At 67.0% G+C, this 12,947-nt stretch carries 23 protein-coding genes; 10 read left to right on the top strand and 13 right to left on the bottom strand.

Going from position 1 to position 12,947, the window contains the following annotated elements; translation table 11 throughout:
- Positions 1-8: 8 nt before the first annotated feature.
- The 11 genes from OSH07_RS19770 to OSH07_RS19820 form a co-directional block, all read right to left on the bottom strand.
- Positions 9-698, bottom strand: coding sequence for a hypothetical protein (locus OSH07_RS19770; protein WP_420909662.1), 690 nt, complete (start codon positions 696-698; stop codon positions 9-11).
- Between the two features lie 2 nt (positions 699-700).
- A complete protein-coding gene (locus OSH07_RS19775; protein ID WP_266340408.1) occupies positions 701-919 on the bottom strand; it encodes a hypothetical protein in 219 nt (72 codons plus the stop codon).
- Positions 916-1,695, bottom strand: a complete 780-nt coding sequence (locus tag OSH07_RS19780) for a hypothetical protein (protein ID WP_266340409.1) — start codon at positions 1,693-1,695, stop codon at positions 916-918. The genes OSH07_RS19775 and OSH07_RS19780 overlap by 4 nt, the downstream gene beginning before the upstream one ends.
- Positions 1,692-1,892, bottom strand: a complete 201-nt coding sequence (locus OSH07_RS19785) for a hypothetical protein (protein WP_266340410.1) — start codon at positions 1,890-1,892, stop codon at positions 1,692-1,694. The genes OSH07_RS19780 and OSH07_RS19785 overlap by 4 nt, the downstream gene beginning before the upstream one ends.
- 2 nt (positions 1,893-1,894) lie before the next feature.
- The gene (dnaN, locus tag OSH07_RS19790; protein WP_266340411.1) at positions 1,895-3,028 is read right to left on the bottom strand and encodes a DNA polymerase III subunit beta; all 1,134 of its coding nucleotides are present in this window, start codon (positions 3,026-3,028) and stop codon (positions 1,895-1,897) included.
- Positions 3,025-3,261, bottom strand: a complete 237-nt coding sequence (locus OSH07_RS19795; RefSeq protein ID WP_266340412.1) for a hypothetical protein — start codon at positions 3,259-3,261, stop codon at positions 3,025-3,027. The genes dnaN and OSH07_RS19795 overlap by 4 nt, the downstream gene beginning before the upstream one ends.
- Complete coding sequence (locus OSH07_RS19800) at positions 3,255-3,491, bottom strand: hypothetical protein (RefSeq protein ID WP_266340413.1); 237 nt, start codon at positions 3,489-3,491, stop codon at positions 3,255-3,257. The genes OSH07_RS19795 and OSH07_RS19800 overlap by 7 nt, the downstream gene beginning before the upstream one ends.
- Positions 3,488-3,613: a hypothetical protein gene (locus tag OSH07_RS19805; RefSeq protein WP_266340414.1), complete on the bottom strand. Its 126-nt coding sequence runs from the start codon at positions 3,611-3,613 to the stop codon at positions 3,488-3,490. Before OSH07_RS19805 ends, OSH07_RS19800 begins: the two co-directional genes overlap by 4 nt.
- 96 nt (positions 3,614-3,709) lie before the next feature.
- A complete protein-coding gene (locus OSH07_RS19810; protein WP_266340415.1) occupies positions 3,710-4,147 on the bottom strand; it encodes a helix-turn-helix domain-containing protein in 438 nt (145 codons plus the stop codon).
- 90 nt (positions 4,148-4,237) lie between these two features.
- Positions 4,238-4,489, bottom strand: a complete 252-nt coding sequence (locus OSH07_RS19815) for a hypothetical protein (RefSeq protein ID WP_266340416.1) — start codon at positions 4,487-4,489, stop codon at positions 4,238-4,240.
- Between the two features lie 125 nt (positions 4,490-4,614).
- Positions 4,615-5,388: a LexA family transcriptional regulator gene (locus OSH07_RS19820; RefSeq protein ID WP_266340417.1), complete on the bottom strand. Its 774-nt coding sequence runs from the start codon at positions 5,386-5,388 to the stop codon at positions 4,615-4,617.
- 94 nt (positions 5,389-5,482) lie between these two features.
- Between OSH07_RS19820 and OSH07_RS19825 the strand changes: the two genes are divergently transcribed.
- The 7 genes from OSH07_RS19825 (at position 5,483) to OSH07_RS19855 (ending at position 9,964) form a co-directional block, all read left to right on the top strand.
- Positions 5,483-5,686, top strand: coding sequence for a hypothetical protein (locus tag OSH07_RS19825; RefSeq protein WP_266340418.1), 204 nt, complete (start codon positions 5,483-5,485; stop codon positions 5,684-5,686).
- A gap of 327 nt (positions 5,687-6,013) precedes the next feature.
- Positions 6,014-6,508: a hypothetical protein gene (locus OSH07_RS19830; RefSeq protein ID WP_266340419.1), complete on the top strand. Its 495-nt coding sequence runs from the start codon at positions 6,014-6,016 to the stop codon at positions 6,506-6,508.
- Positions 6,505-6,657 (top strand): hypothetical protein, encoded by a 153-nt coding sequence (locus OSH07_RS19835; protein ID WP_266340420.1) that lies wholly within the window; start codon positions 6,505-6,507, stop codon positions 6,655-6,657. Before OSH07_RS19830 ends, OSH07_RS19835 begins: the two co-directional genes overlap by 4 nt.
- A gap of 139 nt (positions 6,658-6,796) precedes the next feature.
- Positions 6,797-7,513: a hypothetical protein gene (locus OSH07_RS19840; RefSeq protein ID WP_266340421.1), complete on the top strand. Its 717-nt coding sequence runs from the start codon at positions 6,797-6,799 to the stop codon at positions 7,511-7,513.
- 131 nt (positions 7,514-7,644) lie between these two features.
- Positions 7,645-7,881, top strand: a complete 237-nt coding sequence (locus OSH07_RS19845; RefSeq protein WP_266340557.1) for a GapR family DNA-binding domain-containing protein — start codon at positions 7,645-7,647, stop codon at positions 7,879-7,881.
- Positions 7,881-8,741 (top strand): ParB N-terminal domain-containing protein, encoded by an 861-nt coding sequence (locus tag OSH07_RS19850; protein WP_266340422.1) that lies wholly within the window; start codon positions 7,881-7,883, stop codon positions 8,739-8,741. The genes OSH07_RS19845 and OSH07_RS19850 overlap by 1 nt, the downstream gene beginning before the upstream one ends.
- Positions 8,742-8,743: 2 nt before the next feature.
- The gene (locus tag OSH07_RS19855) at positions 8,744-9,964 is read left to right on the top strand and encodes an MT-A70 family methyltransferase (protein ID WP_266340423.1); all 1,221 of its coding nucleotides are present in this window, start codon (positions 8,744-8,746) and stop codon (positions 9,962-9,964) included.
- A gap of 11 nt (positions 9,965-9,975) precedes the next feature.
- Here the strand turns inward: OSH07_RS19855 and OSH07_RS19860 are convergent, their stop codons facing one another.
- A complete protein-coding gene (locus tag OSH07_RS19860) occupies positions 9,976-10,356 on the bottom strand; it encodes a helix-turn-helix domain-containing protein (RefSeq protein ID WP_266340424.1) in 381 nt (126 codons plus the stop codon).
- Between the two features lie 12 nt (positions 10,357-10,368).
- On the bottom strand, positions 10,369-10,662 hold the full coding sequence (locus tag OSH07_RS19865; RefSeq protein ID WP_266340425.1) for a type II toxin-antitoxin system RelE family toxin: 294 nt from the start codon (positions 10,660-10,662) through the stop codon (positions 10,369-10,371).
- A gap of 29 nt (positions 10,663-10,691) precedes the next feature.
- On the opposite strand from OSH07_RS19865, the gene OSH07_RS19870 reads away from it, so the two are divergent.
- From OSH07_RS19870 to nusG, 3 genes are read left to right on the top strand one after another with little or no spacing between them, the layout of a single operon-like run.
- Positions 10,692-11,042 carry a hypothetical protein gene (locus tag OSH07_RS19870; RefSeq protein ID WP_266340426.1) on the top strand — a complete coding sequence of 117 codons (351 nt, stop codon included), beginning with the start codon at positions 10,692-10,694 and terminating at the stop codon, positions 11,040-11,042.
- Entirely contained in the window at positions 11,039-12,166 is a 1,128-nt protein-coding gene (locus OSH07_RS19875; RefSeq protein WP_266340427.1) for a helix-turn-helix domain-containing protein, read from the top strand. The genes OSH07_RS19870 and OSH07_RS19875 overlap by 4 nt, the downstream gene beginning before the upstream one ends.
- Positions 12,166-12,858 (top strand): transcription termination/antitermination protein NusG, encoded by a 693-nt coding sequence (gene nusG / locus OSH07_RS19880; RefSeq protein WP_266340428.1) that lies wholly within the window; start codon positions 12,166-12,168, stop codon positions 12,856-12,858. Before OSH07_RS19875 ends, nusG begins: the two co-directional genes overlap by 1 nt.
- Positions 12,859-12,947: the final 89 nt, after the last annotated feature.

The raw sequence follows: 12,947 nt of genomic DNA on the forward strand, positions 1-12,947 counted from the left end.
CGCTTCCATCATGCCGCTTCCCTTTCCCTCTCGACATGCCGCGTCCACTGCTCAGCGAGGGCAGCGGCCATGCCGGGGAAGGATCGGCTCCGCTCCTTCCACCTGTCCGGGCCGGGCGGCATGCGATGCACCCGGTTCCAAGCCTTCCATTCGTCGGTGCCCTTCGCGGGGATCGGAAGCGGGTTGGTCGCTTCCAGTTCGGGGAGGGCGCGCAGATACCAGCCGGTCGCCTTGAACTCGGGATGACCGAACCAATGCGGCTGCACCATCTGCGGCCGAGGAAGGTCTTCGGGCATGCGGGCGCGCGCCAGATCATGCATCTCGGGGTTCTCGATCGCGACGCGCTCAACGGACGCATTCCAGCAGGCGAGGAATAGATCCACGCCGGCCTCGAATTCATCCTTCATGCTCTGCCATGTCCGGCCCTTGGGCAGGGTCTTGGGCGGCGTCATGGTGCCGGGGCCGGAAAGCCAGCGTCGGCCGGAGCGGCACAGCCGCGTGCAGGGCGGATGCGCGACGACAAGCAGATCCCAACCTCGGTCGAGATAGTCGCGGACATCTCCGACCAGGTGCCGGTTGCTGCCATCCTCCGCCGGCAGCAGGTCGTTCGACCAGGCGTCGTGCCCGAGCGCCGCGAAGGCGCGGCGAATGACACCGGAGTATTCGCAGGCAATCAGGACGCTAAGTGGCGCGAGCATGCTCATGGCCGGCGGCCTCGCTCTATGTCATCCGCACGGGACTCAGCGTTTTGCGCCGCGCGCAGGATGCGCGTCGCGAGCGCCTTGTTCTCGACGTGGAACATCTCGTCGGCGACAGGGCCGGCCTGGGGCAGTCCGCCATCGGCATGACGGATGTACTCGGCCCAGTGCCGCAGGATGGCACCGCGGGCGCGAAGGCGCTGGATCTTGGCGAAGCTCATTCGAGCACCTCTGTCGCCATGCTGTCGGTCGGTTTGCCGCCGGCGGCAATGTGGGCGTCGAATTGCGCGCGGCAGTCTTCCGCGGCGCGCTGCTCGCCGTCATCGAGATAGACGTGGCCGAGGGGCTCGTCGATCATCTGCTGATAGGTCGGCGCGCATTCTTCGCACTGGGTGCCGTTCACGTCCGGGAAATAGCGATCGCCCTTTTGAAGCTGCTTCTCGCAGACCATGCACTGGGGGTAGTCGGCCCGCCTTGCCAGTTCGTCAGCCACCTTCCGGCGAGCAAGTTCCTCGGTGACCTCATCGACCTCGAAGTCGTCATCGCTGTCGCTGTCACCGGCGGGCGGTAGCTGGGCGTAGTAGCGGGTCTCGACCACACCGCCCCGAGAGATCGCGACGACGGTGCCGGGATCGACATGCCCATCGGAAAAGAACTCGTGCGGGTAGCTGATGCAGGAGTCGGAACTCGTGTCGTCCTCCGGCCAGTACCAGTCGCAGGCGTCGATGATCCTCTTTAGCCGCGCATTCTCGACGTCGGCCGCGCGGGCGCGCTCCAGGTAGCGGTTGTTCGCCTCGAGCAGCTCGGCGACGCGGAGGGAATGCTTCGCCGGCCACTCGGCGGCCTCGCTGGCGAGCATGCACAGTGCGATCGCGACATCTGTGCTGCAGGCGACCCGCTCCGATCCAGCGCCGAAGGCGACGCGGGTCATTCCCTCGACCTCTGCGAGGCCGCCCGACCGCAGATAGGCGAGCGCTTCATCGATCCGTGCCGTCATGCTCCGGCTCCATTCTGGGTGAGAAAGCTGTCGACCGGCGCGGCGTCGAGGGCCTTCGCCTCGATGCGGCGCTCGCGGTTGCGGCGGCGGGCGTTGGCGCCGCCGCGATCCCAGCGGACGGCGCCGCCGTTCTGTTCGCGCCAGTGCAGGAAGTCGTTCGCCTTCTGGCGCAGGGCGGGGGAGATGTGCGTGCGCATGGTCAGGCCCTCATCGGCATGATGACGACGCCGTGGCGATCATCCTGGTCGTCGGAAAGGAGAAGCGGCGTCTCTGGGTCAGCGATCGCCAGCGTGATGTCGTCGCCGGTGAAGCTGCCGAGGCTGGCGGCGAGATAGAGGCCGTTGACGGCGATCGTCTGCGGGCCGCCCTCCAGGATGACGTTCAGGTGATCCTCGATCTCGGCCGCGTCCGAGGCGGAGGTGAGCATCAGCCCGTCTTCCTGCTCGCCATTCAGCGTCAGGCGGATAGCCTTTCTCTTGCCGGTCAGGATCGAGGCGGCGCGCGCGCTGGAGAGCTCCAGTTGGCGGCGCGGCAGCTTGGCGAAGGTCGACTGGCCCGAGGGGATGATGCGGAGATAGTCCGGATAGGTGCCGTCGACCTGCTTCGACACAATCCGGCAGGAGCCGAAGGCCGCCGCGATCTTGGTCTCGTTGATCGAGATCGCGACCGGCTCGGTGGCGTTCTTGTCGGCGCGCTTCGCAAGCAAGGGGATCAGCGCGCTGACCGTCTGGCGGGGGACGATCACCGCGCGCATTCCGGCCGCGCCCTCTGGCAGGTCCGCCCGGCTCCAGGAAAGCTGATGCCCATCGGTGGCGGCGACGCCCAGATAGGGCGCGCCGTCGCGCTGGCCGGCGTGCAGGAAGACGCCGCAGAGAAAGTAGCGCGTCTCCTCGTCGTTCATGGCGAACTCGGTCGCGCGCAGCATGCGCACCAGGTCGCCGATCGGGATCTCGAACTCGTGACTCCAGCCGCCGGTGTCCATCACCGGGAAGGTGTTGGCTTCGAGGGTCAGGAGCGAAGCCTTGATCCGGCCGGCGCGGATGATGAGCTTCGCGCCGTCCTGCTCCAGCGCGATCTCTGCGCCGTCCGGCATGCGCCGGATCAGGTCCAGGAGCTCGGACTGGTTGACGCAGAGCGACCCCGGCCGCTCGACATGGGCGGCGGCGCGATCCGTGGTCTCGATATCGATGTTCGTGCCGGTGATGTCGACCTGGCTGCCGGAGGCGACAAGCCGAACACAGGACAGGATCGGGATGGTGGTCCGGCTTTCGACGGCCGCCTTGCAGGAGGTCAGCGCGGCAAGCAGGTGGGCGCGTTCGACGATCAGCTTCATGGCGCGAGCTTCCTTCCGGTCTCGCGCTCGAGCAGGGCGATGATCGGGTGCAGGTCGGGGATGGCGCGGACGAGGTAGGTCAGGACGTCCGGCAGGCGCGCGGCCTCGTCGCCCATGCCCTTCGTCAGCGCGTGAATGGCGAGACCGAGATCGTCCCGGTGGACGATGGTCAGGCCATCGTCGTCATCCTCGTCCTCGAACTCGGTGCTTCCGCAATCGGCGCAGATCAACATGCCCGTTCCTCCCCGATCCATGCCTCGAGCGTCGCGAGCAGGGCGTTGTCGTGGAAGCGGCTCTCGACGAGCGCGAGCGTCCAGGCCGTGGCCTCGGCGATCTGCTGGATGGTTTCGCGCGAGGGCTTCTCGCCGGCCCGACGGGCCGCCTGAATGGCCGGGGCGGCGGCGGCGAGGGCGCGCTCGGCGCGGGAGAGCGCGGAGCGTTCGTTGTGGGTAAGGGCGCTCATCCGGGCAACCTCCCGCAGACGAAGCCGATGACGCCGCTGCCGAGCAGGAGCGAGGCAAGGGCAATCCAGTCCGCCGCCGTGCTGTCATGCACCGCGGCGATCATTTCGATGATCGTGCGCATGGTTTTCTCATCTCGGGACGGAAGCGTCCGGCGACGCGGCCTCGGCGGGGGAGGTTGGGGCGGGAGCCGAGGCCGCGCTGGCCCGACGCTTTCGCGTCAGGACAGAAGCGGGAGGGGCGAGGCGATCTCGGTCAGGTTTCCGTCCAGCATCAGGTCGTCATCGCCATTGCGGAGCGCGGCGACGAGGCGGCGCGCGATGGCGCGGGTGCCGGGACCGAGCGCGAGATAGGTCCGCAGGAAAGCCGAGTCCGACTGCGAGCAATCGAAGACGGGCGCGAGGTCGGCGTCGCTCTCACCGGTTCCGAAGAAGGCGGCCACGGGCGTATCGAGGGCGGCGGCGATCTGCAGCATGCGCGACCCGCCGATCCGATTGCTGCCCTTCTCGTATTTCTGGATCTGCTGGAAGGTGACGCCGAGGACCTTGCCGAGCCTCTCCTGGCTCATGCCCCTAGCCTGGCGGATGGCGCGGATGCGGGCGCCGATGGCGACATCGTCCGGATTGGGCTGATGGTGCTTCTCTCCAGGCTTGGCCATGGAAATCTCCCTGCTGGACAGGATCGTCCGGCGACGCGGCTTCGGCGGGGGAGGGCGGTGCCGAAGCCGCGCTGGCCTGACGATCCTGCGTCAGGCGGCCGCCTGGCGAATGGAGCGGCGCTGGGCTTCCTGGTTCGCCGCGCCGGCGTGCTCGGCGATCTCGGCGCCGGTGAAGCCGTAATTGCGCAGGTCGGCCTCGGTGCAGCTGCCATGGCCGGCGGCGAGATTGATCATCTCGGAGGCCATCAGCTCGGGCACGCGGCCGAGGCGGCGGGCCTTGTCGAGCGCGGTTTCGCGCTGGAAGCGGGAGGGGCGGGAAAAGCGGGTCTGGGTCGAAAGCATCGCGGTCTCCATCGTGAACCCTGAGGTTCGGCGCGGAGGCTCGATGCCTGCGCCGATGGAGAGAAAAATACCAATGCGGTATTTTATGTCAATACCATTTTGGCATAATCAGGAATTGGAAGGGTTTAGCCCGCCGAAAATTTGCCGATGTATCGACCCAGCACGTAGAGATCCTCAAGCGCGAGAAGCTTCGGTTCGTGTCGGGGATTGTCCGAAATGACGCTGACCATCACGTCGGGGTCGGAAGGTTTTGAGACCACGTCGAGGCGCTTGAACATCACCCCGCCGAACTGGTCGGCAATTGCATAAATGCCGGGAGGAGAGGGGATGCGATGACGGAGGTCAATGAAGCCGACCTCACCAGCAAAAAGGGTTGGCTCCATCGAGTCGCCCTGCATCGGGAAGGCCGCCGCGTGCTCCGGTTTGATGCCAAGGCGAGCCAATATCCACGCCGGCAATACCCAGAAGTCCTTGATAACCTCTGCAGCGAACCGGGCCCCACTAGGGGACGTAGCCTCTGAAATCATTGCGATCCCGCCGGCGCCCAGACCCGCTGTAACGTCAATTTCGGCGATGCTGTGAGCGGGAATGCCTTGCCGCCCGGTCTCCCATCCCACGGTTGCGTGGCTGTCTGGGTCAGTGTCGGGCTCGAACTCTTGCCCTTCTGGAACTCGACGCAACTCTCCGGGAGCAATGGTGCCCGAGAGGACGTCGTCATCGAACAGCAGATCCTTGGCTGAGATCTTCAGCGCGGCGGCGAGTCTTGTGGCCCACTCTTTCGTCAGTTTGCGTTCCCCCGCTTCGAGGCGGCGGATCTGCGGTTGCGTGCTCTTCACCAGTTCGGCGAGTGCCGCCTGGGTCAGTCCACGCTGCTCACGGTAATGCTTCAAGCGGCTCATTCCGAAATGGTATGACGGCCCGGCTGGTATAGCTAAGTCCGTTTTGGTATTTTGTGCTTGCGTGTAAAATACCATTTTGGCATATACTCCGATTATGAAACTCGCCGACTACCTTGCAGCGGAGAAGATTTCCCATGCGGCGTTTGCCGATCTCATCGGTGTGTCGCAGGCGGCGGTCACTCGCTACGCCCGTGGCGCTCGCTTCCCGCATCGGGTGGTGCTCGCCAAAATCAAAGCCGCGACGAACGGCGCTGTAACCTTCACGGACTTTCTCGATATGGCGGAGGCGGCGGAATGAACCCCGATGACCGCCTCCGCCTTCACGAAGGTTCCGATTTTCCGGCCGTGGCCGGACCGAGAAGCGCGCGCCGTCTCCTTCCGGCGCTCGTGACTGCCTTGCGCGCTGTTGGCTGGCGCGCCGGGCGCTTCCTCCCCGGACTGCGGACGGGCCGGCTCGCGCCGCGCTCGTCCGCATTTTTCCAGGGCGATCATCCCGACGGTCGTCATCTGCGAGGCCCTCCCTGAGGCGTTTCTGACCCTCCCTTTCTGACAGACCGAAACCGTTCCCAGAACGGGAATGCCTGAGGGCGTTTCCCGAGCTGGGAAAGCTTTGCCCGAGGCGACCATGTCCCGACCCATCTCCGACGCTTGGTTCCACCGCGTGAAATCCGCCACCCGCGACCTCGTGCAGGCCTGCGGTGGCCTGGTGCGCACCGGCGAGCTCGCCCATGCCTCGAAATCCGAGGTCTCGCGTTGGCAGGTTGCCACCGACGAGGCGATCATCCCGCTTCCAGCCGTGCTCGCGCTCGAGGCGGATTGCGGATTGCCGCTCGTCACGACCGTCATGGCCGATCTCGGCGGGCGCCGGTTGGAAGGCTCGGCCGACGATACGGTCTCGGCCACCAGCGTGCTCGGCCACTATGCCGAGACGATGCGGGCCTCGTCCGAGCTGATGGCTTCGACAGCCGCCGCGCTCGCCGACGGCAAGATCACCGGCGCCGAGCTGGAGATCCTCGACCGCAATGCCGGCGCGCTGGAGCGTGCTTCCGCGACGCTCCGCCTCAACATCGCCCAGGCCAAGGGCGGCCCGGCGCTCAAGGTTGTCGGGCAGGGCGAATGATCGTGCGCCCGACCCGCACGCGGCCTTCGGCGCGCGACATCCTCTGGCTCTGGCTCGGCATCGTCCTGCTCTGGCTCTCCTTCGCCAGCGTGCTGCTGATCACCGGCGCCAAGATCCTCGACATCGTCATCGAACAGGTGAGGCCATGATCCTGACATGCCACGCATGCCCGCGGCAGTTCTGCGCGCGGGGGAAGCTCTCGACGGTCATCGACCTGGCGCATCTGTTCGGCTGGTCGCGGCGCGCCGGCGGCGACGGGTTCCTCTGTCTGCCCTGCGGAGGCGCGTCATGACCTGGAAACAAAGCCGCTCCGGCCTCGCGATCGACCTGGTGCGGCCGGATCTCTCGAAGATCGACCTTCACGTCGATGTCGCCGTGCCGCTGTCGCTGATCAACCGCTTCGACGGCCATGCCAGCTTCTCGGAATGGCATGGCTATTCCGTCGCGCAGCATTGCTGCCTCGGCGCCGACGCCATCCTGCACGAGACCGGCGGCGACACCGACGCGGCGCTCGCCTTCCTGCTGCACGACGCCCATGAGGTGTTTTCCGGCGACATCACCACGCCCGTCGCGGAGGCGTTGAATCGGATGGTGGTTGATCCGCTGGGGCGGCTGGTGGTCGACCCGCAGGGGCGTCTTGTCCCGTCGAATCTCGTGCGCCGCGCGATCAAGGATATGAAACAGCGCCTCGACGCGGCGCTCTATGCGCGGCTCGATCTCGATTGGCCGCTTCCGCCGCGCCTGGCGGAGATCGTCGCGGACATGGATATCCGCATGCTGCGGGCCGAGCGCGACCAGTTCATGGCGCCGCCGCCGGCGCCCTGGCACGACGCGGTCGAGCGCGCGGCGCCGATTGTCTCGCTCGACTGGCGCCGGTTCCAGCCCAAGCGGCCGGACGAATGGGCGGCCGAATGGCTGGCGCGTCTCGCCGCCTGGCACCCCACGCAGGAACCGGCCCTGTTCGGCGATGCCGTCACCTTTGTCGGCGGGGAGGGCGTGCGATGAGCGAGGATGTCTACGACCCCTATGCCACCGGACGTATCCGCATCGACGTCGATGACGATCCGGAGGCTGGTCCGAAGCCGAAGCGGAAATCGAAGTCGAAAGCGCCGGCCGACGATGGCGAGGCCGTTCAGATCAACGGCATCGCCGCGCAGCAATTGCGCTCGATCGTCGAGCGGATCGAGCGCCTCGAGGACGAGAAGAAGGCCATCGCCGACGACATCAGGGATGTCTACGGCGAGGCCAAATGCAACGGCTATGACACCAAGGCGCTCCGCAAGATCGTTGCGCTGCGGAAGAAGGACGCCAGCGAACGCGAGGAAGAGGAAGCGATCCTCGAACTCTACAAGAACGCGCTGGGGATGGTGTGATGGACCAGATCGCTCCGAGCCCTCTCCGCACCATCGAAACGCTACCGCCGGGCGCGCCGGCGCATCCTTCCCGCGTCGCCGCCGGCCCAGCGCCGCAGCTTTCCTGGCTCAAGATCGAGCTACTGGTCGTCGACCCGGCCTATCAGCGCGATATCTCCGCCGGCGGCCGCGCCAATATCCGCCGGATCGTCTCGGGTTTCCGCTGGACGCGCTTCTCGCCGGTCATCGTCGCTCCGGTCGAGGGCGGCCGCTTCGCCATTCTCGACGGCCAGCACCGGACGACCGCGGCCGCCATGATCGGCATCGACAGCGTGCCCTGCCAGATCGTCTTTGCAACGCCTGGCGAGCAGGCCGAAGCCTTCACGGCGATCAACGGTGCGACGACGCGCGTGCACCCGCTCAACCTGCACCGCGCCGCGGTGGCGGCGGGTGATGCCGATGCGCTGCGCCTGCAAGCTGTCGCGGCGCGGGCGGGGATCACGATCCTTCCCTATCCCAAGGCCGAGCTGCATCAGGCGCCCGGCGAGACACTGGCGCTGGGCACGATCAAGGATGCGGTCCGGCTCTATGGCGAAGACGTCGCCGTGCTGGCGCTGCGCTGCGTGCGGGAGACGGCGAAGAACAACATCGTCGGCGGGCTCTCGGCGTCCATCATCGCCGCGACTAGCCGGCTCGTCGCCGCCGCCCTCAGGGCGGGGCACGAGCCGCAGGCGCTGCTCGCCTTCTTCGATCACGTGCTGCTGATCCGCGAGCAGGACAAGGCCCGCATGACCGACCGGCCCAAAGGCAAGGCGGTCTGGAGCGAGCTTGCCGATCGCCTTGACAGGGCCTTCGCCGCCCATCTCGCCAAGGGGGCATGACCATGCTGCCGTTTCATCCTTTCGCCAATCTGTTCCCCTTGATCGAGGGCTCCGCCTTTGACGAACTGGCGGCGGATGTGGCCGAGCGCGGCCTGCGCGAGCCCGTCGTTCTCCTGGACGGCCAGATCCTCGACGGCCGCAACCGCTATCGCGCCTCGCGCGCGGCGGGCCTCATCAACAGCGAGGATTCTGTCGACCCGGCCGATGCTCGCCATTTCGTGCGGTTCATTCCCGCCGTCGACGGCGATCCGCTTGGCTATGTGATCTCGAAGAACATGCACCGCCGGCAGTTGACGGACGATCAGCGCCGCATGATCGCGGCGCGCCTCGTCACGATGTCAAAGGGGCGCCCTGATGCAAATACCGCCAATGGCGGTATTTCCAGACAGCAGGCGGCCGAACAGCTTTCTGCCGACGAGGCCGGCGTCGAACGGGCGCGGACGGTGATCAACCGCGCCGTGCCGGAAATTGTCGCGGCGGTCGATGACCGGAAAATGAGCGTCCGGGCGGCGGCCGAGATCGCGACTTTGCCCGTGCCGGAACAGAAGGCTGTGCTAGCCCGGATCGCCGCCCACGGAGAAACGGCGCAGGCATTCCGTGCTGTCATCAAGGACCTGCGCGACGAGAAGACGGCCGAGAAGAAGGCGCGCCGCGCCGGGCGCGAGGCTGATCTCGCGGTGAAGCAGCGCGCGTTGCCCGACAGGCGCTATGGCGTGATCTATGCCGACCCGGAATGGCCTTTCGAACCTTACAGTCGCGAGACCGGCATGGATCGGGCGCCGGACAATCACTATCCGACCTCGTCGGTGAACGACATCGTGCTGCGTCCCGTCGGGAACATCGCGGCGAAGGACAGCGTGATTTTCCTCTGGGCCACGGCTGCGGGGGTGAAAGCAGCTCTGCGCGTCATGGAGCATTGGGGCTTCACCTACAAGACGCACTTCATCTGGCTGAAGGACCGGACCGGCACCGGCTACTGGAACCGCAACAAGCACGAGCTGCTGCTCGTCGGCACGCGCGGCGACATCCCGGCGCCGGCGATGGGCGAGCAGTGGCCTTCCGTGATCGAGGCGCCCGTCGGCGCCCATTCGGCCAAGCCGGAGATCTTCGCCGAGCTGATCGAGGCCTATTACCCGAACCTGCCCAAGATCGAGCTCAACGCCCGCCGCGCGCGGCCGGGCTGGGACGTCTGGGGCCTCGAAGCGCCGGAGGCGGCAGCATGACGCCCATCAGCTCAGTCAACCAGCGTGTCCAGCGGAACGGCGAGGGCGCGGGCGATGGCCTTCAAGGTCTCGGTCGAGCCGGCCTTTTTGCCGGTCTCGATATCCGCGATGTATCCCTGCGTTACGCCAGCGGCGGCCGCCAGGCCGGCCTGGGTCATTCCGCGGTGCTTGCGGATGGCGCGGACAGGCGTATCGCCGGCCTCGATCGCCGCCCAGACGCTTTCGGGCAGGGCGATATCCGCGCCGGCGGCAATGGCGGCATCGCTATCGGCGATAATGGCCGCCGTCATGCGATCCTCGGCCGCCTCGTCGCCGGAGCGCGCCATCAGGGCATCATAGTCGCGGCGGGACAGGACGACGATCTCGTCGCTGATGAAGTGGGGCTTACCCATGGCGAAGTCCTTTCAACGGTAGATTTCGCGACGATGGCCGAGGGCGCGAACCTCGATCCTATCGGCAGTTTCGACAAAGATCACGCGGTAGTCGCCGACCCGAAGGCGGGCGCCGATTTCGCCGACCAGCTTCTTGACGTCGCCTTCACCCGTCTCGGCCAGACGAGCCAGCCGGGCTTCGACCTGCGCACGCACATCTACCGGGAGCTTCCGGAGAGCGCGGCGGGCGGAGGAGGTGTAAGCGAGCGTTTTCATGTCTCCTTTATAGCCAATAGCGATATCGCTGGCAAGCGAGAAAATCGCCAATTGCGATATTTCGCGAAGAGATCCGTTCCATGTCCGTGAGCGTCAACATCCGCATCAGCGAGCGCGCCTGGCGCCTGATGAGCCGCGCGGCGCGCGAGCACGACGTCACGCTGCAGGAGCATCTGCGCCTCGTGATCGAGGCCGACGCGGCGGTCTATGCCGTCGAGGACGCCGACCGCAGCCCGGCCGGACCGATCGCCACCAGGCTGCGCCCGCGCAAATGGCGCGTTGTCCGCGACATCGATCTTTCGCCGCCGGCGCGCAGCATCACCGCCGCGCTTTTCGGCGATCCGCCGTCGGCGCGCAGCATCACCGCCGCGCTTTTCGGCGATCCGCCGTCGGGGCGCAGCGCGCTCGACCAGAGGAAGCTTTCGACATGAGCCCGCATCTTTCCATCATTCCCGCGGCGGCCGTGGTCGACGGGCGCCTGGAAGGGCGCGACCTGCAGGTGCTCGCCCTGCTCGGCATCCACACGGACCGGGAGGGCTGGTGCACGCGCAGCCAGGTGCGCATGGCGCGCGAGCTCGGCTGCGGGCGGGCGACGGTGCAGCGCTCTCTCGGGCGGCTGATCGAGGCTGGCTATGTCCAGCAGCGCGCGCTTTTCCGCAAGGATGGCGGCGACCGCTCGCACGAATATCGCGTGCTGCTCGACGAGGTTCGCCCCGCCGAATTCATCACGGAAGTTGATGCTTCGGCCGAGGCGGACGAACAGGCCGGTTCCGCTGCCGACCCCCTGCCCACGGGTGGGCAGGGGTGCCCGCCCAGCATGGGCACGGGGGTGCCCGCCCATGGATGGGCACCCAATAGAACGACCCTTTCTTCGAACGATAGTGAGAGAGAGACGCGCGCGGCGCGGCGTGATCCGGCTCAGGAGAAGCGGGACGCTCTCGCCGCGGCCGAGGCGGACGAACCGTTCATCACCTGGTTCCGCAGCTGGCCGACTTCGGCCTCGGACAGCATCCTGCGGACGCATGCCGCCTGGCTCGGCCTGACCGAGGCCGAGCGGACCGAGGCGGTGCGCTGCAGCGAGGCGGCGGTGGCCAATCACACCATCAGCCTGCGCCGCAAGGGCTGCTACAGCGCGACGACGTATCTCGAGGAAAAGCGCTGGAAGATGCTCCCGGAAGGGGTATCGGCCAAGGCGGGCGGCGTCTCGTCCGTCACGCTCGCGCCCCGCACGCTGCCGTGGTTCGCCATGTTCTGGCGGCTCGTCACGGCGGGCAAGCCGGTCAAGGTCATGTTCGAGAACATGCAGCGCGGCGCGGGCTATGCCGTTCGGCTCTCCGACGTGCCGAGCGACGCGGAGACGGGCGCGCTCGTCAAAATCGAGGCGGCCGTCGACGGTCGCCCCACGCCGGAAATGGCGGCCTGGGCGGCGGCGATGGCGCGCCACGGCATCAGCTTCACGCCCCTCTCGATCGGTATGCCCTTCGTCTGGGTGCCCAGTCGCTGGCCGCCCGGCCAGGAACAGGCGCAGGAACAGGCGCAGGCGAGGGCGGGCTGATGACGATGATCTCAATGGAAATGGCGGCGGGTCTCATGAGCGAACAGGGCAAGGTCTGGCGGATCGGGGATATCGTCGAGCCGGCGCGCGCCGGGCGAGCCGGGGCTGAAAGCCGCCGGCCGGGGCGCGAGGGCTGGTACATCGTCTATGTGGCGGGCGGCGATGGGCGCGCGGTTCATGCGCTGGAGCGGCGCGGCTGGAGCGTCTATCGGCCGATGATGACGCGCTATGTGGCCGTGAAGAAGCGCGGCGGGCTCCGGGCTGATCGCACACAGTCGCGCAAGAAGCGTCGCGAGCAGCCTGCGCAGCAGAGAATCACCGTGCCGCTCTATCCGCGCTACCTGTTCGTCGCGGCCGATTCGCGCCTCGGCGCCTGGTGGATGCTGCTCGATATCCCCGGCGTGGCGGCCGTCATCCGACATGGATCGAGCGAGGTGGTGCGGCTTTCCGATACCGTCGTCGATGGCATCCGGGGCGAGGAAGCGAGCGGCGAGCATGACGAGCGCGAGCCGTCCAACATCTTGAAGCCATTGCCGAATGTGGCCGTGCGCATCGTCAAGGGGCCGTTCCAGGGCTTCCCTGGCATGGTGGTCGAGGGCGGCGATCCGGACACGGTCAAATGCGAGGTCGGCGTGTTCGGTGGCACGGTGCCCGTCTCCATGCCGCTTGACCATGTGGAGATCATCGGATAGCGAATCCGACAGGACGAGCGGACTGGAACACCATCGCACCCATCGGGTCTGAGCGAGGTCGGTCCCCCCGGAAGGCGGTAGCAACCGAC

Origin of the sequence: Kaistia nematophila (assembly GCF_026343855.1) — a bacterium.
Taxonomy (GTDB): domain Bacteria; phylum Pseudomonadota; class Alphaproteobacteria; order Rhizobiales; family Kaistiaceae; genus Kaistia; species Kaistia nematophila.

Bases quoted from the DNA above. Each gene is read 5' to 3' on its own strand.
- OSH07_RS19785 (WP_266340410.1), bottom strand. From the start codon at position 1,892: ATGCGCACGCACATCTCCCCCGCCCTGCGCCAGAAGGCGAACGACTTC.
- dnaN (WP_266340411.1), bottom strand. From the start codon at position 3,028: ATGAAGCTGATCGTCGAACGCGCCCACCTGCTTGCCGCGCTGACCTCC.
- OSH07_RS19850 (WP_266340422.1), top strand. From the start codon at position 7,881: ATGGACCAGATCGCTCCGAGCCCTCTCCGCACCATCGAAACGCTACCG.
- OSH07_RS19820 (WP_266340417.1), bottom strand. From the start codon at position 5,388: ATGAGCCGCTTGAAGCATTACCGTGAGCAGCGTGGACTGACCCAGGCG.
- OSH07_RS19800 (WP_266340413.1), bottom strand. From the start codon at position 3,491: ATGAGCGCCCTTACCCACAACGAACGCTCCGCGCTCTCCCGCGCCGAG.
- OSH07_RS19805 (WP_266340414.1), bottom strand. From the start codon at position 3,613: ATGCGCACGATCATCGAAATGATCGCCGCGGTGCATGACAGCACGGCG.
- OSH07_RS19795 (WP_266340412.1), bottom strand. From the start codon at position 3,261: ATGTTGATCTGCGCCGATTGCGGAAGCACCGAGTTCGAGGACGAGGAT.
- OSH07_RS19810 (WP_266340415.1), bottom strand. From the start codon at position 4,147: ATGGCCAAGCCTGGAGAGAAGCACCATCAGCCCAATCCGGACGATGTC.
- nusG (WP_266340428.1), top strand. From the start codon at position 12,166: ATGACGATGATCTCAATGGAAATGGCGGCGGGTCTCATGAGCGAACAG.
- OSH07_RS19830 (WP_266340419.1), top strand. From the start codon at position 6,014: ATGTCCCGACCCATCTCCGACGCTTGGTTCCACCGCGTGAAATCCGCC.
- OSH07_RS19870 (WP_266340426.1), top strand. From the start codon at position 10,692: ATGTCCGTGAGCGTCAACATCCGCATCAGCGAGCGCGCCTGGCGCCTG.
- OSH07_RS19855 (WP_266340423.1), top strand. From the start codon at position 8,744: ATGCTGCCGTTTCATCCTTTCGCCAATCTGTTCCCCTTGATCGAGGGC.
- OSH07_RS19815 (WP_266340416.1), bottom strand. From the start codon at position 4,489: ATGCTTTCGACCCAGACCCGCTTTTCCCGCCCCTCCCGCTTCCAGCGC.
- OSH07_RS19775 (WP_266340408.1), bottom strand. From the start codon at position 919: ATGAGCTTCGCCAAGATCCAGCGCCTTCGCGCCCGCGGTGCCATCCTG.
- OSH07_RS19840 (WP_266340421.1), top strand. From the start codon at position 6,797: ATGACCTGGAAACAAAGCCGCTCCGGCCTCGCGATCGACCTGGTGCGG.
- OSH07_RS19835 (WP_266340420.1), top strand. From the start codon at position 6,505: ATGATCGTGCGCCCGACCCGCACGCGGCCTTCGGCGCGCGACATCCTC.
- OSH07_RS19780 (WP_266340409.1), bottom strand. From the start codon at position 1,695: ATGACGGCACGGATCGATGAAGCGCTCGCCTATCTGCGGTCGGGCGGC.
- OSH07_RS19825 (WP_266340418.1), top strand. From the start codon at position 5,483: ATGAAACTCGCCGACTACCTTGCAGCGGAGAAGATTTCCCATGCGGCG.
- OSH07_RS19860 (WP_266340424.1), bottom strand. From the start codon at position 10,356: ATGGGTAAGCCCCACTTCATCAGCGACGAGATCGTCGTCCTGTCCCGC.
- OSH07_RS19770 (WP_420909662.1), bottom strand. From the start codon at position 698: ATGCTCGCGCCACTTAGCGTCCTGATTGCCTGCGAATACTCCGGTGTC.
- OSH07_RS19875 (WP_266340427.1), top strand. From the start codon at position 11,039: ATGAGCCCGCATCTTTCCATCATTCCCGCGGCGGCCGTGGTCGACGGG.